14 protein-coding genes and 1 pseudogene are annotated in these 19,374 nt (G+C 69.9%); 6 read left to right on the top strand and 9 right to left on the bottom strand.

Annotated features, from left to right (window positions below):
• Positions 1 to 295: 295 nt before the first annotated feature.
• Entirely contained in the window at positions 296 to 433 is a 138-nt protein-coding gene (locus ACFYT4_RS34795) for a hypothetical protein (RefSeq protein ID WP_389278474.1), read from the bottom strand.
• A gap of 246 nt (positions 434 to 679) precedes the next feature.
• Here ACFYT4_RS34795 and ACFYT4_RS34790 point away from each other — a divergent pair, with 246 nt between their 5' ends.
• A complete protein-coding gene (locus ACFYT4_RS34790; RefSeq protein ID WP_389278470.1) occupies positions 680 to 1,051 on the top strand; it encodes a hypothetical protein in 372 nt (123 codons plus the stop codon).
• A 479-nt stretch (positions 1,052 to 1,530) separates the two neighbouring features.
• Here the strand turns inward: ACFYT4_RS34790 and ACFYT4_RS34785 are convergent, their stop codons facing one another.
• Positions 1,531 to 2,067 carry a GNAT family N-acetyltransferase gene (locus tag ACFYT4_RS34785; protein WP_389278477.1) on the bottom strand — a complete coding sequence of 179 codons (537 nt, stop codon included), beginning with the start codon at positions 2,065 to 2,067 and terminating at the stop codon, positions 1,531 to 1,533.
• A gap of 332 nt (positions 2,068 to 2,399) precedes the next feature.
• Between ACFYT4_RS34785 and ACFYT4_RS34780 the strand changes: the two genes are divergently transcribed.
• Entirely contained in the window at positions 2,400 to 3,386 is a 987-nt protein-coding gene (locus tag ACFYT4_RS34780; RefSeq protein ID WP_389278467.1) for an NADPH:quinone reductase, read from the top strand.
• A 42-nt stretch (positions 3,387 to 3,428) separates the two neighbouring features.
• Here the strand turns inward: ACFYT4_RS34780 and ACFYT4_RS34775 are convergent.
• Positions 3,429 to 4,725, bottom strand: a pseudogene (locus tag ACFYT4_RS34775) (hypothetical protein); the annotation flags it as partial.
• Between the two features lie 320 nt (positions 4,726 to 5,045).
• Between ACFYT4_RS34775 and ACFYT4_RS34770 the strand changes: the two are divergent.
• A complete protein-coding gene (locus tag ACFYT4_RS34770; RefSeq protein WP_389278464.1) occupies positions 5,046 to 5,198 on the top strand; it encodes a hypothetical protein in 153 nt (50 codons plus the stop codon).
• A 310-nt stretch (positions 5,199 to 5,508) separates the two neighbouring features.
• Here the strand turns inward: ACFYT4_RS34770 and ACFYT4_RS34765 are convergent, their stop codons facing one another.
• From ACFYT4_RS34765 to lpdA (ACFYT4_RS34740), 6 genes are all read right to left on the bottom strand, one after another.
• The gene (locus tag ACFYT4_RS34765; protein ID WP_389278461.1) at positions 5,509 to 5,958 is read right to left on the bottom strand and encodes a 3-hydroxyacyl-CoA dehydrogenase family protein; all 450 of its coding nucleotides are present in this window, start codon (positions 5,956 to 5,958) and stop codon (positions 5,509 to 5,511) included.
• 231 nt (positions 5,959 to 6,189) lie between these two features.
• Positions 6,190 to 7,179, bottom strand: coding sequence for a 3-oxoacyl-ACP synthase III family protein (locus ACFYT4_RS34760; protein ID WP_389278458.1), 990 nt, complete (start codon positions 7,177 to 7,179; stop codon positions 6,190 to 6,192).
• Between the two features lies 1 nt (position 7,180).
• A complete protein-coding gene (gene ccrA / locus ACFYT4_RS34755) occupies positions 7,181 to 8,539 on the bottom strand; it encodes a crotonyl-CoA carboxylase/reductase (protein ID WP_389278455.1) in 1,359 nt (452 codons plus the stop codon).
• Positions 8,540 to 8,917: 378 nt separating this feature from the next.
• Entirely contained in the window at positions 8,918 to 9,565 is a 648-nt protein-coding gene (locus tag ACFYT4_RS34750; RefSeq protein WP_389278452.1) for an alcohol dehydrogenase catalytic domain-containing protein, read from the bottom strand.
• A gap of 169 nt (positions 9,566 to 9,734) precedes the next feature.
• The gene (locus ACFYT4_RS34745) at positions 9,735 to 10,067 is read right to left on the bottom strand and encodes a polyketide synthase dehydratase domain-containing protein (protein ID WP_389278449.1); all 333 of its coding nucleotides are present in this window, start codon (positions 10,065 to 10,067) and stop codon (positions 9,735 to 9,737) included.
• Positions 10,068 to 10,450: 383 nt separating this feature from the next.
• Positions 10,451 to 11,851 (bottom strand): dihydrolipoyl dehydrogenase, encoded by a 1,401-nt coding sequence (gene lpdA, locus ACFYT4_RS34740; protein WP_389278446.1) that lies wholly within the window; start codon positions 11,849 to 11,851, stop codon positions 10,451 to 10,453.
• Between the two features lie 281 nt (positions 11,852 to 12,132).
• Here lpdA (ACFYT4_RS34740) and lpdA (ACFYT4_RS34735) point away from each other — a divergent pair, with 281 nt between their 5' ends.
• The 3 genes from lpdA (ACFYT4_RS34735) to ACFYT4_RS34725 all read left to right on the top strand — a co-directional run.
• Positions 12,133 to 13,521, top strand: a complete 1,389-nt coding sequence (gene lpdA, locus ACFYT4_RS34735; RefSeq protein ID WP_389278443.1) for a dihydrolipoyl dehydrogenase — start codon at positions 12,133 to 12,135, stop codon at positions 13,519 to 13,521.
• Between the two features lie 264 nt (positions 13,522 to 13,785).
• Positions 13,786 to 15,561, top strand: a complete 1,776-nt coding sequence (locus ACFYT4_RS34730; RefSeq protein ID WP_389278440.1) for an acyl-CoA dehydrogenase — start codon at positions 13,786 to 13,788, stop codon at positions 15,559 to 15,561.
• Positions 15,562 to 15,622: 61 nt separating this feature from the next.
• Positions 15,623 to 19,374: type I polyketide synthase (locus tag ACFYT4_RS34725; RefSeq protein WP_389278437.1), on the top strand; the 3,752-nt coding region annotated here is incomplete at its 3' end.

Genomic DNA, 19,374 nt, shown 5'->3' with positions numbered 1-19,374 from the left:
GCCGCCGCGATCTGGCACAACCACAAGACCCGCCAGCCCGTCACACGATCCTTGACCGCATACGACCACTGATCATTCGGAATGACTCGTCTAGTGGGCATGCATCATGCTCGCGGTCGACGACATCGCGGACGTAGTGGCACGACTGCGCGCCCACGGCGCGGATCTCGTCGGCGAGCCGGCGCAGTACGAGGACAGCACGAGCCCGGCCGTCCGGCGGCCCCGGCCGCTGGCAGATCTGCCGGCGTTCGTGTGGCCTCCCACTCCCCGCAACGATGGCGCAGCCCGTTTCGTGTCAAAGACCGCTCACCGTGCTCGCCCACTCGCTGTCGAGGACGGCGTGCACCACCGAGTCACGCCACTGGCCGCCCTTCTCGATAGACCTGATGGAGGCCGAGCTCGTCGATCCGTGGGGCGTGACTGCCGGCCACAAGGCTCCTCTCGGCTTGGATCACCGATCGCACACACCCGTCCGCCCTGGCCACCCGGCAGCCGCCCGCCCCGCCGAGCGGAACGCGCGGCATTGTTCGGGACTCCACATCCGGATGTCCGAACAATTCTGACGATGCTGGAATCGTTCGTCAGCCGCCCACCCCCGGCCGCAGCGCTCCTCCGGCGCCCGGTGAACGGCGGGCGTTCCCAAGTCCATCGACCCCCACACTCGAATCGGAGAGTGACAGTGAAACGGATCAAGTACTTCCTGGCCCTCCTGGCGGTGTCGGCCGCGGCGGTCCTCGTGACCGCAGGACCGGCCAGCGCCGATGCGACGGTCAACAACGGCCACGCCCGTGCCATCTTCATCAGCTACGGCGACCAGATCGGCGTCACCGCCTACGACTGGGATCCCGACATGCCGCAGTTCAACTCGTGGGCCGAGTGGTACACGAGCTACGGGCGAACGGGAACCTGCGGCCCCAACAGCGGGGGGACCACGGTGACCTGCTTCCCGAACGTAGCCGAGAACCGCACCATCCACATCCGTGTGTGTTCGACCGTCAGCCTCTTTCCGGTACCTCCGACATGCAGCGCCTATAAGTCGTCTCCGACCTGATCCGCGCCCCCCGGCGGCCGTCCGGCTTCTGCGCCACGGCTTGAGCCCGGAAGCCACGGCCCGCGTGCTGCGGAAGCCGTCCCCGGCTGCCCACCGGACCGGACCGACCCCACCGCTCGGTCCGGTCCAAAGGAGCAGGCCCGCCCCGTCTCCGTCAGTCGACGTGAGGGGACCTCGCTCACGTCGATCGCAATGGGCCGCTCTGCCACGGCACCGCAACCTGCGGGAATGCGCGCAGACCCGCTCCGCCTCAGAGTAGAGACACCGTCCTCTGCGGACGAACCCTTATCTGGAACTGGAGGACCTCTGCCACGGGTCCACAGAAGGTGAGCCAGAGCCCGAGAACGGACAGCGCTTCGAGAGAGTTTCGGGAGGCGTTCGGCCGTCTCCGGCTGGTGAGATGTCCACGAGTTTCAACAGTGCTGGGCTCCGTCCCAGCGGTGCTGTCGAGTTGCGGATCCGCGCTGTCGAGCACGAGTTCAATCGGACGGCGTGACCGGGGACCACTCGCCGAACCACTGCTCGGCGCCGTAGGCCTCAAACCGCTCTACATCGATGAACCCCAGCTTCGCCGCGAGGCGCATCGAGCGGACGTTGGCGGTCTGGGTGGCGAGTACCACTGGTTCGCCGGGAAGCGCGCCGGCGAACCAGTCGAGTGCCGCGGCGCACGCCTCGGCGGCGTACCCGTGTCCCCACGCCTGCGGCAGGAACAGGTAGCCGAGCTCGGCCTTCCCGGCAGCCTGACGAAGGTGTCCTGTTTCTTTGGTGAGCGTGATCTGGCCGATCATCGCTCCGTCGAGATCGACTATGAAAAGGCCGGGGCGCCGGCTGGGTGCCCCGGGCATCTCGCGCTCGAGCTCGTCACGCGGTCGAGGGCCACCGAGGTAGGTGCCCACCTCTGGCGAGGCCAGCAGCTCGATGACCGCCGCACGGTCCCGGGCCGCGGGCTCACGGAGCACGAGCCTCTCGGTCCTGATCGGGGCAGGTGGCCAGGCGACAGGTCCGAGGTCAGTCATGCCGGTCAGCCAATCAGCAGGCTCGGCATTGATCAAGACTCGCGGACCGATCAAGCGCCCGCCCAGACCCCACCCCCACCCGCGGTGGGCGGCGGGTCGGCGGCTTCCACGCCGGGCACCGGGTCCTCACCGGCCGGCGACGGCGGGGCGCGCGCCGTTGGCGGAGCCCGGACGATGGGCGCGCCCGGTGGGGTACGAGCGGCGGACCGGGGCATGGATCCCGGGAAGCGGCCGGTGCACAGGGGCACGTCACCGCGCACGAGGTGCCGTCCGGGTGCCGGTGTCCGTGCGGCGGCGGTGATTCCTGAACCGGCGATGGCAGCATTCCGCCCATGCGCGCAGCCTTCATCGAACGTTTCGGTCCGGCGCGGGACATCCGGTTCGGGGAGGTTCCCGCACCCAGCCCGGGGCCGACGGACGTCCTCGTCGAAGTGGCGGCCACCGCGGTGAACCCCGTGGACACGTTCATCCGCTCCGGGGCGTGGCCGACGCCGGTCGCGTTCCCGTTCGTCCTCGGCCGCGACCTCGTGGGCACCGCCGTCTCCGCAGGCCCCGGTGCCGCCGGTTTCGAGCCGGGCGACCGGGTGTGGTGCAACAGTCTCGGACACGGCGGGCGGCAGGGCGCGGCGGCCCAGTCGGCCGTGGTGCCCGTCGAGCGTCTCTACCGCCTGCCGGATTCCGTGTGCCCGGTGGCGGCGGTGGCGGTGCTGCATCCCGCGGCCACGGCGTATCTCGCGCTGTTCACCCACGGCGGGGTGCGTGCCGGGGAGACGGTCCTGGTGGCCGGTGCCGCCGGGAGCGTGGGTGCCGCCCTGGTCGTCCTCGCCGCCGGGGCGGGTGCCCGGGTCGTCGCGACGGCCCGGGCCGACGACGAGGAGTACTGCCGGTCGCTGGGCGCGGCGGAGTTCGCCGACTACCGTGCGCCCGACCTGCCGCATCGCCTCCGGCGCCTGTGCCCGGAGGGGGTCGATCTCCTCCTCGACACCTCGGGACGGAACGACCTGGACCGTGCGGTGGATCTGCTCGCCTTCCGGGGGCGGATCGTGCTGTTCGCCGGTCTGCGGGCGCGCCCCGCGCTACCGGTGGGGCACTTGTACGGCAAGGACGGTACGGTCCGCGGCTTCGTCATCTCGCGCGCCACCGCGGCCGAGCTGGCCGAGGCGTCCCGCACCGTCAACCGGCTGCTCACCGACGGTCTGTTGCGTGCCCGGGCCGTCGAGGAGATGCCGCTCGGCGAGGCCGCACGGGCGCACGCCAGGCTGGAAGCGGGCGGGCTGCGGGGCACCCGGCTGGTCCTGCGCCCCGACGCGGACCGCTGACACGGCGACGGCCCCGCCGGATGGCGCGGCCGTCGCGGGTGACTGCGCGGTTGGTCTGTGCCGGACCAGGTTCTCCAGGAGCGCCGGGGGCGCGTCCGGGTGGGTCGCCACCTTCGCCAGAACATGGACGCCGTGTCGGTCGACCATGGTGCGCAACTGCGTTTCGGTGAGGCTGGGATGCGGAGCGATGGCCTTGACCACCTTCGTGTCAGGGTCGTTGCCCAGCCGGTCGCGTATCTCGGGCGGCAGATTGCGTCGTTGGGCCACGAGCATGCGGGCGGCCGGGTCCGGTGACGTGGCCAGCTCTTCGGCCTCGGAGGGGGAAGAGGCGGCGATCCGGGGTAGAAGGGTGTTGCCGATCCTGGTGGTTCGGGCCAGATGGGTGAGCACGTCAAGCGGTACGTGAGGGTGGTGTGCGAGCCTGCGGCGCACGCCGGGATCGTGGTCGTCGGCCAGTGTACGGATCAGGTCCTCGTCGATCACTGGATTGGAGGCGAGATCGGCGCGGACGCCGGGTGAGGGGTCCGAGGCGAGCCGTGCGCACGCCTGCCGGGGCAGGTCCTGGCGGGCGGCGAGTGCCCAGCGCAACAGCATCGACGGATGGTCCACGAACCCGACGACGGCTTCGATGAGGGTGGCAGGGTTCCGGAGTGCCGTCTCCCGCATGGCGTGGACGGTGGACTCGTGGGAGCCGTCGCAGGAGGCGCCCGGCAGCAGGTCGCAGTCGAGCCGTGGGCACTGAGGCCTGTGAACGAAGGGGGTCTCCTTGCGGTCGCAGACCAGACAGTGCCGCGCCGCAGGCAGACCCTCTCCGGTCACCAACGCGGCCAGTATGGCCGGAGGTGTCGTCTCGTTGCCCGCCACCGTACGGCGGACCTCGGCATGCGGATGCTCCGCGAGCCTCGCGGTCACGTCCGGGGTGGTCCACATAGCGAGTTCGGCGACGACCTGTACGTCCGGGTCCGCCGCGAGCGTTTCCGCCACGTCGGACGGGAGGCCAGGGCAGGCTGCCGGCTTCCTTCTCCCGGCGCTCAGGGACCGGGTCCGCCGCAAGGAGCCGCGCCCACTCCGAGGGGCCGACACCCTGGTCGAGCAGGGCGAGGGCGGCATCTGGCCAGACAGAGGGATCGATGTCGGCGGCGGTAGGCCGGCCCTCGTATGCGAGGCGCACCGCGCTCCCGCCGACGCGCTCGGCCGACGCGATCGCCTGTGGGCGGCTGAGGTCCGCGCGATAGGCGAGGCTTGTGGCGATGTCGTCGTCCGCGATGGATATCAGCCGGTCAACCAGCTCGGACGGCAAGGCCGGATTGGCGGCGAGCCCGCACAGGATGTGATGCACGAAGGCATCCTGCCTGGAGTGTGAAAGACAAGTCCGGGATTTTCCGATGCCACGAGTCGGCAGGACGCCCGGGCACGTGTTGAGCGCGGTACCCGCGAAACCCGCCGGCTGAAGCGCTCAGTCACAGCTGGTGCGGCTGAGTTTCCGGGGCACCGCGAACGGCTCCGCACCCCGTTCCGCCCCGTTCGCGTGCGGGACGAAGCTGTACCCGGCTCCCCGAGCCTCCGGGCGGCGGTTCGTTCGAGTCCCCGCTCCTTTCCCGCTCGGCCACGAGGCGGACTTGAGCGGGTCCCGAGCGCAGGAGCCCATGCTGCCTGGCAATGCTGGACGAGATGGTGCTGCCGGTGCTGCGCGCCGACTACCGGGCCCACGGCACGTACACCTGGCGCGCGGGAGAGCCGCTCACCGCTTCGGTGACCGCCCTGACCGGAGACAGCGACCCGGTGGTGACGACCCAGGAGGCGTGGACCTGACGGGAGCACACCGGCGGCGAATTCGCCCTGAAGGTCTTTCCCGGCGGCCACCTCTACCTCAACGACCAGGCGGACCAGGTCGCCGCGGCCGTCACCGAGGGGCTGCTCGCCTGCACCGCCGCCTCCTGACCGGCTGCCGGCCGGGTCTCCGCACGACAGCGAAGTGGACCCCCGAACCCGGGGGTCCACTTCCGACGCATGCCCCGATCACCATGACGGGTCGGCGGTTCCCATCGGTCGGGACCCGCGCAGGTCCTGGGCCGTCCGGGCCGGCGACACCGCTCCCGCCGGCCCGGCAGCTACCGAGGTGTCACTCGTACGTGTAGAAACCGCAGCCGGACTTCTTGCCCAGCAGACCGCCCTCGACCATGCGCAGCAGTAGCGGCGAAGGCGCGTACAGCGGCCCCTTGAACTCCTCGTACATGGCCTGCGCGATGGACACGGTGGTGTCCAGACCGATCAGATCGACGAGCCGCAGCGGTCCCATCGGGTGCGAGCAGCCCCACACCATGCCCTGGCCGATGACGTCGGCCGTCGCCTCACCCGACTCGACCAGCCGGATCGCGGAGAGCAGGTACGGGAACAGCAGCGCGTTGACGAGGAAGCCCGCCCGGTCCGGCGAGACGATCGGCTCCTTGCCGAGGACGTCACGGACGAAGACCAGCGCCTGCTCGCTCACTGTCTCGTCCGTCAGCACCGAGCCGACGAGCTCGACGAGCGGCAGCACCGGCACCGGGTTGAAGAAGTGGATGCCGAGCACCCGGTCCGAACGACACCCGGCCCGGCGCCGCGTCGCGCTCCTCCGCGGTCAGTTTGCCCTTGGCCCCCCGGTCCGGGGAGGCGACCAGCCGTCGCGGAGCCGTCACCAGTGAGGATTCGGGCATCACCACGACCGTGACGTCCAGCCTGGCCTTCGCGCACAGTTCCGCGATGCCGCTGCCGACGACACCCACCCGGTCGATGCCCGCAGCGGCGATGTGCGTGGACGTGGTCATATCCGGGCCCCCCAGGTCAGAAGTGACGCTCCGATCGACATGCCGCCGCCGAACCCGGCGAGCAGCACCAGGTCCCCCGGCTTCAGTGCTCCCGTGCGGTTGGCCTCGTCGAGTGCGACGGGCACCGAGGCACTGCCGACGTTCCCGTACCGGATCAGCGTGCGGTGCGTCTGCGCGGTGCCCAGCCCCGTGCGCTCGACGACCTCACCGAGCATCACGCCGTTGGCCTGGTGCGGGACGAAGTGGTCCACCGCGCCGATCTCCACCCCGGCCCTGTCCGCCAGCGCGAGCAGCGCCGACGGCACGTGTTCGGCGACGAAGTCCCGTACGCCGCGGCCGTCCATCCTGAAGAAGTGGCCGCCCTCGGCGACGGTCTGCGCCGTCGCGGGATTGCGGCTGCCGCCGGCCTCGACACGGATCAGGTGGTGCGCGTTGCCGCGGCTGTACAGGTCGGTCGCGATGATCCCGTACGGCTCCGGCACCGCGCCGACGACCGCGGCGCCGGCGCCGTCGGCGAACAGGATGGCCGTCTTGCGGTCGGTGAAGTCCAGGATCCGCGAGTAGACGTCCGCACCGATCACCAGCGCCCGGGCGTCCGGCCGCGCCGCGACCAGGCCGCGGGCCACCTCCAGCGCGTAGACGAAGCCGCTGCACACGACGTTGATGTCGAAGCAGGCCGCGCCGTAGGCGCCCAGCCCGTGCTGCACCAGGTGTGCCGTGGGCGGCTGGGGGAAGTCCCCGGTGGAGGTCGAGACGATGATGTAGTCGATCTGGTCGGCGGCCAGGTTCGCCTGGGCCAGCGCCCGTTCGGCGGCCCTCACGGCCAGATCGGACGTCGCCTCGTGCGGGGCCGCGTAGCGGCGCGACCGGATCTGCGTCTTGCGCTCTATCCACTCCGCGGTAACGCCGACGCGCTTGGCGACCTCCTCGTTGCCCACCTCGTTCTTGGGGAGGTAGGACCCGGTGGAGATTATTCCGATTCCCATGTCAGGACACCCCTGCGGTCACGCGCGAGCCGACGTCGCGCAGCGGGTTGAGGCGCGCCACGCCGATCTTCTCGCTCAGGACGGGGTCGGTGACGCCGAGCCCCTCCTCGGGCGCCGGGCAGGGCACGCCGACCTTTCCGGTGCGCCGGTTCAGCTGGACCAGGCGGGCGGCCTCGCCGGCCTCCTTGGGCGGGAACGCCTTGGAGAGGATTGGGGAAAGGTGCCCCAGCCGGAACAGCCGGTTGCACTCCGCCTGCTCCTGGAGGTTCGCCGCGTGGCTGCCGATGACCCGCTTGAGGTTCATCCAGAGGTAGCGGTTGCCGAAGTGGTGGTCATAGCCGGTGCTCGACCCGCATGTAACGACCACGCCGCCCTTGCGCACGACGAACACCGAGATCCCGACCGTCGCCCGCCCGACGCAGTCGAACACGACGTGCGGGTCCTCGCCGACCTGCCGCCGCACGTCCCGCCCGAGCCGCATGCCCACTTCGATCGTCCGTTCCGGCGTGGGCGCCTCGTCCCCGCCCATGCCGATCTCGTTGCTGTTGATCACCACGTCGCACACGAGCCGGCGCAGCACATCGGCCTTGTGCTCGGAGCCGACCACGCCGACGGCGACGCCGCCCGCGTTCTTCACCATCTGCACCGCGAAGGCACCCAGCCCGCCCGCCGCACCCCAGATGAGGACGACGCCGCCCTGCTTGATCCGCGCGCCGTTGTCGCTGACCAGCATCCGGTACGAGGCCGCCGCAGTGAGCAGCACACCCGCCGACTCCTCCCAGGTCAGGTGTCCCGGCTCGGGGAGCAGCCGGCTTGCACGCATCACCGAGTAGTGGGCGAGGCCGCCGAAGTTCGTCTCGTAGCACCAGATCCGCTGCCCCGAGCTGAGCATCGCGTCGGCGGGTGTTGCCGGCTCCTGCTCGTCGACCTGGACAGAGCCGGCGACGACGTGGTCGCCCACCTTGCAGTGCCGTACACCGATCCCGACCCGCACGACGACGCCGGACGCGTCCGAGCCCACCACCTGGTGCGGCAGGTCGTGCCGGGCGGCGTATCCGCCGTCCCGGGCCTTGCGCCTGAGGAACTCGAAGGTCGGCACCGGTTCGAACGTCGCCGACCACACGGTGTTGTCGTTGATGGAGCTCGCCATGACGGCGACGACCACCTCGTCCGGAACGATCTCCGGCATCGGGACACGGCCGACGTGCAGGGACTTGCGGACGTCCTTGTCCTCCACGCCGTCGAACATGCCGACGCCGGAGGCCAGGATGTGCGCCGCCTCGTACTCCGGGGGAAGCTCATGCCTCCCGATCTCGCCTGGGTCGGCCCCGTTCAGCAGGGCCTTGCTTAAAGAATCCATGAATCCCTTTCTCCTTCGCACGTACCGATGGGGCAGGAACCTGCCGCACGGCAGATTACTGGAGAGCACACACAACCGCTGCTGACCGGACCGCTCCCGGGGCTCCGCCAGCCGGAAAGGGGATGGCTTCCCGCTCCCGGACGAGCGCGGGAACGAGCCGTCCACTCCCGCCCCACGACACCTGGGCACTCCCCGGCCGGGGGGCGTGCGGTGCTCAAAGGACGGCACCCGCCTTGGTCCTCCTTCTCAGGGCCGGTCGGCTGGACCGGGCGAGGTCCTTCCACATGTCCGACAGACCGATTGCCTGTGCGCCGCGAACAGCTTGCGGATCGACACCTCCTGCTTCAGCTCCGTGCAGATCAGGCCGCGCAGCACGGGTCACTTGGCCGGGCTCGCGGTTGCGTGGACTCCCGCGCCGACGTGCTGCGCCGGCTGGACGGCGGCCATGCCGACGCCGCCCGCCGCCGCGTGGATGAGGATGTGCCGGCCCTTCCGCAGCCGCAACACGTGGAAGAGCGCGTAGTTCGCGGTGAGGAAGGTGCTCGGCACGGACGCCGCCTCGGCGAAACTCCAGCCGTCGGGGACGGGCGTCAGCAGGCGGTGGTCGGCCACGGCCACGCATCCGAAGGTGCCGGAGAAGATGCCGGTCACCCGGTCGCCCGGCACCAGACCGGTCACGTCGCCCGCGACCTCCAGCACTACACCGGCGCGCTCACTGCCGAGCCTGGCGTCGAACTCCAGCACGTGCCGGTCCGCGGCGCCGACTGTGGTGAGCAGGTCGGGCCCGGCGGTGACGAAGTCGTCCAGGCAGAGGACGAGGTGGCGGGGCGCCTGCCCGGCGAGGACGCCGTCCAGCGACTCGTGGAACGCGACGTTCCCGCTGGCCGCGGCGGCGATCCGAGAGGCCTGGCCGTCCTTCGCGCCGAGGACGACCCACAGTCCGCAGTCGGTCTCCGGCGCGCCCTGCGGGACCGGCCGCCAGGCCAGTTCGTACAGCGGCCGCTCTCCGCCACACGTCGGGCGCACCTGCTCGGCGGTCGCCGGGCGGAACGTCAGCGCCTCGACACGGGCGATCGCGGCCGTACCCGTCCGCGATCGCCACGGACACGACGCCTTCGCCGGCCGGGGTGAGCCGGGCCTTAACGGTCGGGCCGCACTCGCCGACGAGCCGCACGCCGGACCACGAGAAGGGCATTCAGCCCTGCTCGTCCGTGACGGTGATGACCCCACCGACGACCACCGCGTGCAGCACGGTGTCGAGCAGCGCCGGATGGAGGAGAAACCCGCCGCCCGCCGAGTTCCGGGCGGCCTCCGGCAGCGTGGCCAGGGCGAAGACCTCGTCGCCCCGCCGCCACACGTCGCGCAGTCCGCGGAACATCGGACCGTAGTCGAAGCCCTTGTCCGCGAGGCAGTCGTAGAGTCCGTCGAAGTCGATCCGCCGCGCCCCGGCCGGGGGCCACACGGCGAGCGGCGCCGCGGCGCCGGTCCGCCCGCCCGTCTGCCCGGCGCCGGGCAGACGGGCGCCCATGGCGTGCCGGGTCCATCCAACCTCCGAGGCGCCGTCCCCGGCGGGACGCGAGTACACGTGCAGTGAGCGGCACCCCGTCTCGTCCGCAGCGCCCGCGACGAGGCGCACCTGCACTTCACCCGAGTCGGCCAGGATCAGGGGGACTGCGAGGGAGAGCTCCTCGAACGCTCAGTGGAGCCACTGATCCGGAGGCGACGAGGATGGAGAAGAACGTGCGTAGGCCCTCGGGGGAGTGATCAATCGTACTCGTCACCGTGGACTCGTGGACGGCTTCGGCGCGGAACTGACTGCCTCGACCCATCACGGCAATCAGTTCAACATTGTCCACCGGCTTGACGGCGTGCCACGAGTCGAAGGCCTGATGAGCGTTCGAGTCAGCTCGTCTACATGTTGATCATGTGTCCAGCCAGGCCGTGGATGGCTTCCTTGACCGCCTCGCCGAGCGTGGGGTGCGCGTGGACGTTGCGGGCGACCTCATGGACGGTCAGGTCCCACTGCTGGGCCAGCGTCAGTTCTGGAAGGAGTTCGGTGACCTCGGGCCCGATGAGGTGGGCACCAAGCAGTTCACCGTGGGTGCCGTCGCTGATGACCTTCACGAAGCCGACCGGGTGCCCCAAGCCGTGCGCCTTACCGTTTGCCGTGAAGGGGAACTTGGCCACTCGTACGTCGAATCCCCGCTCGCGTGCCTGGGCCTCCGTCCAGCCGAAGCTGGCCACCTGCGGCTGGCAGTAGGTGGCCCGCGGAATCATGGTGTAGTCCAACTCCATGGTCTCCGCGTCGGCGATGGTTTCGGCGGCCACGACGCCCATGGACTCGGCGGCGTGCGCCAGCATCAGCTTGGCGGTGACATCGCCGATCGCGAAGATGTGCGGCACATTGGTGCGACACCGTCCGTCGACATCGATGGCGGCGCGCTCGGTGAGGCGGACTCCGGTGTTTTCCAGGCCATAGCCTTGGACGTTTGGGGCGAAGCCGATGGCCTGGAGCACCTTGTCAGTCTCCAGATTGCGGCGCTCGCCATTCTTATTGACGGTCACGCGGACGCGTGGGCCCGAGTCGTCGATGGTCTCGACGGCGGTGCCTGTGAGAACCTCAATGCCGAGCTTGCGGTAGTGCTTCGCGAGCTCCTTCGAGATCTCCTCGTCTTCCAGCGGAACCATGCGGTCGAAGAACTCGACGATGGTCACGTCCACGCCGTAGCTGCGCAGCACATAGGCGAATTCCACACCGATTGCGCCGGCGCCGGCGATTACGATGCTATCCGGTAGCGTTTCGCTGAGGATTTGGCTCTCGTAAGTGACCACGCGTTCCGACAGGGCGGTGCCAGGGAGTAGCCGTGGAGTCGCGCCGGCCGCGATGATGCAGTGACCGAAAGTCACCGTTTCGGCGCGGCCATCCGGGTGGGTCACCATCAGGCTGTGCTCGTCGGTGAAGGCGCCCCGTCCCTCAAACTGGGTGACGGCATTCTTCTTCATGAGGTAGTGAACGCCCTTGACCCGGCCGTCGGCGACCTTGCGGCTGCGTTGATGGGCGGCGCCGTAATCCGCGGAGACATCACCTCCCACGGTGATCCCGTACGCCTTGGCTTCGTTCGTGACGAACTGCACCATTTCAGCGTTGCGCAGGAGGGCCTTGGAAGGGATGCAGCCCACGTTGAGGCAGACACCTCCCCAGTACCGTTCCTCGACCACCGCGGTGGAGAAACCGAGTTGCGCGCTGCGGACCGCGGCGGTGTAGCCGCCGGGTCCCGCTCCCAGAACAATTACATCGAAATGCTGGCTCACGAAAGACCAATCCTCGTCCGACTGGTGCTCAACACGCAACTTGGCTGAAACACGTAACTTGGCCGAACGGCCTGTGAACAGCGCATAGTTGGAGTTCAGAGGCTACCTACGCACCTTGGCGCCGCGGAAATGATATCGAAGTGACATTGGACACGCCCGTTCATGAGTCAAGCCAGTTCAATGGTGTGATAGTCATTGATTGACTGTTGTGAATTGCCTACGCCTTGTGACTCAAGAGGTTGTGAGTGGTAGTGGGCGACAAAGCTGAGGGGGCAGGGGACGTGCTCGACGGCGCGGATGCTATCTATGACTTAGTGATCTTGGGGGGCGGGTCGGGAGGGTACGCCGCCGCTCTCCGTGCCGCCGATCTGGGTCTTTCGGTGGTGCTGATCGAGAAGGCTGAGGTGGGCGGTACCTGCCTACACCGCGGCTGCATCCCGACCAAGGCCCTGTTGCACGCGGGCGCGGTGGCCGACTCGGCCCGCGAAGCGGCGAAGTTTGGTATCCGGGCGAAGTTCGTTGGCATCGACATGTCGGGCGTGGCCGCGTACAAGGACGGCGTGGTCGGTCAGCTGTACCGAGGACTCCAGAGCACCCTGAAGGCGCGGGGAGTCCACGTTGTGCATGGCGAGGGAAAGTTGTGCTCGCCCCATGAAATCGCCGTCGGCCAAGCTGTGGTGAGGGGGCACCACATCCTGCTGGCCACCGGCTCGGTACCCGCTTCGCCGCCCGGCCTGGTGATCGATGGTGACCGGATCCTCTCCAGCGAGCAGGCGCTGCAGCTCGATCACGTCCCCGGCTCGGCCGTGGTGCTGGGGGGCGGAGTCATTGGCTGCGAGTTCGCCTCGCTCTGGAAGTCGTTCGGTGTCGAGGTGACCATCATCGAGGCACTGCCACACCTGGTCCCCACGGAGGACGAGGACTCCTCGAAGCTGCTGGAACGATCCTTCCGTAGACGCGGCATCGCCTTCCACCTGACCAGTCGTTTCACGGAGGCCGCGTACACCACTTCCGGTGTCCGTGTTACTACGGAAGGCGGCACACGGATCGAAGCCGAGCTGCTGTTGGTGGCCGTGGGACGCCGGCCGGTCTCGGCCGGTCTGGGCTACGAAGCCGTCGGTGTGGAGCTTGACCGCGGGTATGTGAAGGTCGACGAGTACTGCCGGTCCTCGGTGCCGTCCATCTCCGCTGTCGGTGACCTGATCCCTACCCTTCAGCTGGCACACGTCGGCTTCGCCGAAGGTATCCTGGTGGCTGAGCGACTGGCGGGCCTCGACCCGGTGCCGATCGACTACGACGGCGTACCGCGGGTCACCTACTCCCAGCCGGAGGTCGCCTCCGTGGGCCTCACCGAGACGCTTGCGAAAGAGCGTTACGGCGCCGACCAGGTTGTCACACTGCGTCAGAGCCTGGTCAGCAACGGTAAGAGTAAGATCCTCAAGGTTCCCGGGGAGATCAAGCTCGTCCGTCAGAAGGACGGCCCGGTGGTCGGCGTCCACATGGTCGGCGACCGTGTCGGCGAGCTGATCGGCGAGGCGCAACTGATCGTCAATTGGGACGTGCTGCCGGACGAGGTGGCTCACCTGATCCACGCTCACCCCACCCAGACCGAGATCCTGGGTGAAGCGCATCTGGCGCTCACTGGGAAGCCCCTGCACGCGCACGACTGATCCAGTCCGTGGGCGGAGCCGTTCCACCCTGTCTCGCTTGGCCACCACGAGCTCACCTCGCGACCACAGCTGCCTGCCGGGCAGCCCGCTGTGATGTCCGCCTCACGTTCACGCGGTCGCCGTGGCCCTGACCGCGGCCTGCCGTGCGCGTGGCGACGTGTTCCTGTGCGCCCACGGCCCCTGCACACCATGACGATGAAGACACGACGGGGAACCAACACGATGGAACCAGGCAACTTACTGCGCGACGCCTTATCCTCCCTGGTGCACGGAGACTCTTACCGGGAGACACTGCCGCGGCTGGAGGAGATCTTCTCGCCGGATCTCTTCGCCAGGCCGTCCGGTCTAACGGACCAGGACCGCTACTCGCTCACCTACCAGCGACTGCGGCACATCAACGACCGGCTCGAGACCGGCACACCCCTCCTGCACCACCGGGACCTGCTCTTCCCGCTGCTGGAATGGGTCGCTCTCGCCGACCCGTCCCTCTTCTACGCCTTCTTCCTGCACCACTGCACCACGGTCGGTTCGATCCTGGAGTTCGGCGCGGGCCGGGACGACCTCGACGATGTCCTGGTTCAGCTGGCCAACACCGAGGTGGTGGGCGCGCTGCTGATGACCGAACTGGGCCACGGCAACAGTAACGCCGCCGTTCGCACTGAAGCCGTCTTCGACCCGGACGCCCGCGAGTTCGTCCTGACCACACCCGGGCCGGAAGCCGTCAAGTACCCGCCGAGCGTGGGGTGTCCGGGCGTACCCCGGATCGGCATCGTCACCGCCAAGCTCGTCGTCGCCGAGCAGGACCGCGGCCTGTTCTGCTTCGTGGTACCGCTCAGGGACACCGCCGGCCCCTGCCCAGGCGTGGTGATCGAACCACAGGACTCGGCGGCGATCCTCCCTCTCGACTGGGCGACTGTCTCCTTCCAGGGCGTCCGTGTCCCCTACCGCTACTGGCTGCGGGACTCCGCCTCGATCGCGTCGGACGGCAGCTTCACCGATACCCTGAGCAACCCCGCGATGCGCTCACGGCAGGCGTCCCGGCTCATCCGGTACGTCTGGGAGGCGGCTACCGTCGGACTCGCCGCCGTCACCCGGGCCAGCGCCGCCGTCGCCGTCCGGCACGCCCACGAGCGGTACACCAATGGCACGTTCGCCGGATTCGCCGACCCCATGCCGGTGATCCGCTACCGCAACCAGCAGCGCACGCTGTTCGGCGCCCTGTCCGCCGCCTACATCGCCGCGATGGCGGCCAAGTCGGTCTCCGGGCCCGAACCGGTCGGGCGCAGTGCCGGCGAGATCCGCACCCTCTTCATCCTGAAGGCGGTGATCGACCAGCTCGCCGAACGGGTCACAGCGGCCTCCCGCGCCGCCTCGGGCGTCCTCGGCTTCAGCCCGCAGAACCGCTTCCTGGACTATCAGGGCCTGGCCCACGCCTTCAACGCCGCCGGACTGAGCACCCAGGTCCTCTACCTCAACGCGGCCTGGACCATGGCCCTCGGCCTGGACTACCAGCCGCCCGCCGACGAACCCCCCGTGCCGCAGGAGCGCGACCTGCGCGACCCGGCCCTGTGGCGGGCGCTAACGAGCGTCCGGGAGCGACGACTGCACGAACGGCTGCTGGCCGGCCTCGGTGCGGCCCGGGCCGGCGGACTCGGCGAGTTCGAGGTCTGGAACGACCGCCTCGAACTGGCCGAGCAGATGGCCGAGGCACACGCCCTGCGCCTGCTGGTGGACCTCGTCCGCGAGGAGACCGACGCGCTGCCCGACGACGCGCGCCGCCTCGCCGGCGATGTGTGCGGCCTGCACCTGCTCGGCGAGATCTCCGCGCACAGCGGCTGGTACCTCGCCGAGGGCCTGCTCACCGCCGAAGAGGTCAACGACCTGCCGGGCCTGGTCAACCAGCTCTGCCAGGACATCGCCCCGCACGCCCTGGACCTCGCCGATGCCCTGGACGTGCCCTACGACCTGGTCGGCGCGCCCATCGCGCACGCCGACTACGCGACCGCCTTCACCAAGGCCACGTTCGCCGACCCCGCGTAGCCGGGACAGAGCCCCACTTCGCTTCCCCTGAACCTGCCCTGCTTGGAAGGTTTGCTCCGCTATGCGTGATTCATCCCAGCCCCGCGACCGGTTTACGTCCACATCCCCCACCGAGGCCGTCGCCGTCGTCGGCATGGCCTGCCGACTGCCCCTCGCTTCCGGCCCCCACGCGTTCGCCCGGCTCCTGCGCGACGGCGTCGACGCGATCAGGGAGGTCCCCGCGGACCGCTGGGACGCACGGGAGTACACCGGCCAGGAGACGGACGGACCCGGCTGGACGGGAGCGAGGTGGGGCGGCTTCCTGGACGAAGCCGACCGGTTCGACCCGGGCTTCTTCGGCATCTCGCCGCGGGAGGCCGTGGCGATGGACCCGCAGCAGAGACTCGCCCTGGAACTCGGCTGGGAGGCGCTGGAGGACGCCGGCACCCTGCCGGACACACTGCGCGGCACCGCCGCGGGCATCTTCGTCGGAGCGATCTGGGACGACTACGCGACACTGGCCCACCGCCGGGGCATCACGGGCATCACGCAGCACACCATGACCGGCCTGCAGCGCGGCATCATCGCCAACCGCCTGTCGTACGTGCTGGGCCTGCGCGGCCCCAGCCTGACTGTGGACAGCGGTCAGTCGTCCTCGCTCACCGCCGTCCACCTGGCCTGCGAGAGCCTGCGCAGCGGTGAGTCCAGCATCGCCCTCGCCGGTGGCGTCAACCTCGACCTCGTCCCCGAAAGCGCCCTCAGCCTCGCGGAGTTCGGCGCCCTGTCCCCGGACGGCCGGTGCTTCACCTTCGACGGCCGGGCCAACGGCATCGTGCGCGGCGAGGGCGCCGGTCTCGTCGTGCTCAAGCGCCTGCCCGACGCGGTGGCCGACGGCGACCGCATCCACTGCGTCATCCGCGGTAGCGCGATCAACAACGACGGCGGGGGCGACGGCCTCACCACCCCCAGCCGGGAGGCGCAGGCGGCAGTCCTACGCCGCGCCTACGAGAACGCGGGTGTGCGCCCCGCGGACGTCCAGTACGTCGAACTGCACGGCACCGGAACCCGAGTCGGCGACCCGATCGAGGCGGCCGCGCTCGGCGAGGTGCTCGGCGCGGCGCGGCCTGACAGCGACCCCCTGCTGGTCGGATCGGTCAAGACCAACATCGGCCACCTGGAGGGTGCCGCCGGCATCGCGGGCCTCATCAAGGTTGCGCTGGCACTCAAGCATCGGGAACTCCCGCCGAGCCTGCACTTCCGCACACCCAACCCGGCGATCCCGCTGGCGGAGCTGCGCCTGCTGGTGCACACGGAGAATGGGCCCTGGCCGAAGACCGACCGTCCGCTGATCGCCGGCGTCAGCTCCTTCGGCGTCGGCGGCACCAACTGCCACGTTGTACTGGAGGACTGGCGCGCTGACGCCGACACGGCCCCCGACGCCGACGCCGACGCCGACGCCGACGCGGACCGTCCGGACCCCGCCCTGTCCGGCCCCGTGCCGTGGGTGATCTCGGCCAAGACCGAGGGCGCGCTGCGCGGCCAGGCCGAGGCGCTGCTGGCCCGCCTGGACGACGAGGCGTCTCCCGTCGACCTCGGCCACTCGCTGGCCACGACCCGCACTGCCTTCCCCCACCGGGCCGTGATCCTGGGCCACGCCACCGAGGACTTCCGTACCGGCCTCGGTGCGCTGGCGGCCGGCCGTCCCACCACTGGGTTGATCCAGGGCACCGCCTCCCGCTCCGCAGGCCGCCCAGTCTTCGTCTTCCCCGGGCAGGGCTCGCAGTGGGCCGGCATGGCCGTCGACCTCATGGACACCTCACCGGTCTTCTCCGAGCACATCCGGCGCTGCGAGCAGGCACTCGCCCCGCATGTGCCCTGGTCGCTCACGCACGTGCTGCGCGGCGGCAGCGAGACCGAGCTGGAGCTGTCCCTCGACCGGCTCGACGTGGTCCACCCGGTCCTGTTCGCGGTGATGGTCTCGCTGGCCGCACTGTGGCGCTCGTACGGCGTCGAACCGGGCGCCGTGGTGGGCCACTCGCAGGGCGAGATCGCCGCGGCGCACGTCGCCGGCGCGTTCTCGCTGGAGGAGGCCGCGCGCGTGGTCGCCCTGCGCAGCCAGGCGTTCGCCCTGCTCGCCGGGACCGGTGGCATGGCCTCGGTCGCCCTGCCGGCCGTCGAGGTGGAGCAACTGCTCGCATCCTGGGCGGACCGGCTGTCCATCGCGGCCGTCAACGGCCCGCGTGCCGTGACCGTCTCCGGTGATGTGCCGGCCCTCCATGAGCTGATCGCCCGGTGCGAGAGCCAGGACATCCGCGTCCGCCTGCTGCCCATCGACTGCGCCGGCCACTCCGCCCACGTGGAGCGCATCCGCGAGCCACTGCTGGACCTGCTGGGCACCGTGACCCCCACGTCCGCGAAGGTGCCGTTCTACTCCACCGTCGAGGGCCGGTGGCTCGACACCACCGGACTCGACGCCGAGTACTGGTACCGCAACTCCCGGCGCACGGTGGGGTTCGAGCCCGCCGTACGGGCGCTGGCGCAGGCAGGCCACGAGTCGTTCATCGATGTCAGCCCGCATCCCATCCTCGCCCCTGGCATCCAAGAGACCGTCGAGGACGCCGATGGCCAGGCACTCGTGGTCGGGTCCCTGCGACGCGGCGAGGGCGGCCTCGACCGGATGCTCACCGCACTGGCAGAGGCATCGGTGCACGGTGTCGCCGTCGACTGGTCCGCAGCCTTCACCGGCTCCGGCGCCAGGCGCGTCGACCTGCCCACCTACGCCTTCCAGCGCCGCCGTTTCTGGCTGGACGCGCCGGACGCCCGCACGGCACCGGCCACGCCCACCGCCGTCGCGGAGGAGAACGACCCCGGTACGGAAGACGAAGAACTCCCGCTGCGCGAGCAGTGGGCCGCGCTGACCGAGAGCGCGAGCCAGGACGTGGCGCTGGACCTGGTCCGCACCCACGTCGGCATCGTGCTCGGCGCGACCGACACCGACGATGTCCAGGTCGAGGCCTCCTTTCGTGAGCTGGGGTTCGACTCGATGATGGCGGTGGGCCTGCGGAATCGGTTGAACGCGGTCACGGGGCTGCGGTTGCCGAGCACGGTGGTGTTCGATCACCCGACGGCTGCTGACCTGGCGCGGTTCGTGCGGGCGGAGCTGTTGGGGCTGTCCGGGGACGTGGCGGGGGAGTCGGAGTCTTCGCCGGTGGCCGTGGACGGTGAGGTGGATGCCGAGCCTGTTGCGATCGTGGGTATTGGCTGCCGGTTCCCGGGTGGTGTGGGGTCGCCGGAGGATTTGTGGCGGTTGGTGGTGTCCGGGGCGGATGCGGTGTCGGGGTTCCCGGTGGATCGTGGGTGGGATCTGGATGCGTTGTTCGATCCGGATCCGGATGCGGTGGGGAAGTCGTACACCCGGTCGGGTGGGTTTCTGTATGACGCGGCGGAGTTCGATGCCGGCTTCTTCGGGGTCTCGCCGCGTGAGGCGTTGGCGATGGATCCGCAGCAGCGGTTGTTGTTGGAGACGTCGTGGGAGGCGTTCGAGGGGGCGGGTATCGATCCGGTGTCGCTGCGCGGCAGCCGTACGGGCGTCTACGTCGGCGCCATGGTCCAGGAGTACGGTCCGCGTCTCGCCGACGCGAGCCCCGAGACCGAGGGCTATCTGCTGACCGGCACGCACGGCAGCGTCACCGCGGGTCGGTTGTCGTACACGTTCGGTCTGGAGGGGCCGGCGGTGACCGTGGATACGGCGTGTTCGTCGTCGTTGGTGGCGTTGCATCTGGCGGTGCAGGCGTTGCGGCGTGGTGAGTGCGGGTTGGCGCTCGCGGGCGGTGT

The organism is Streptomyces sp. NPDC004609, assembly GCF_042873655.1.
Lineage (GTDB): Bacteria > Actinomycetota > Actinomycetes > Streptomycetales > Streptomycetaceae > Streptomyces.
This window is presented reverse-complemented; position numbering and strand designations above follow the sequence as displayed.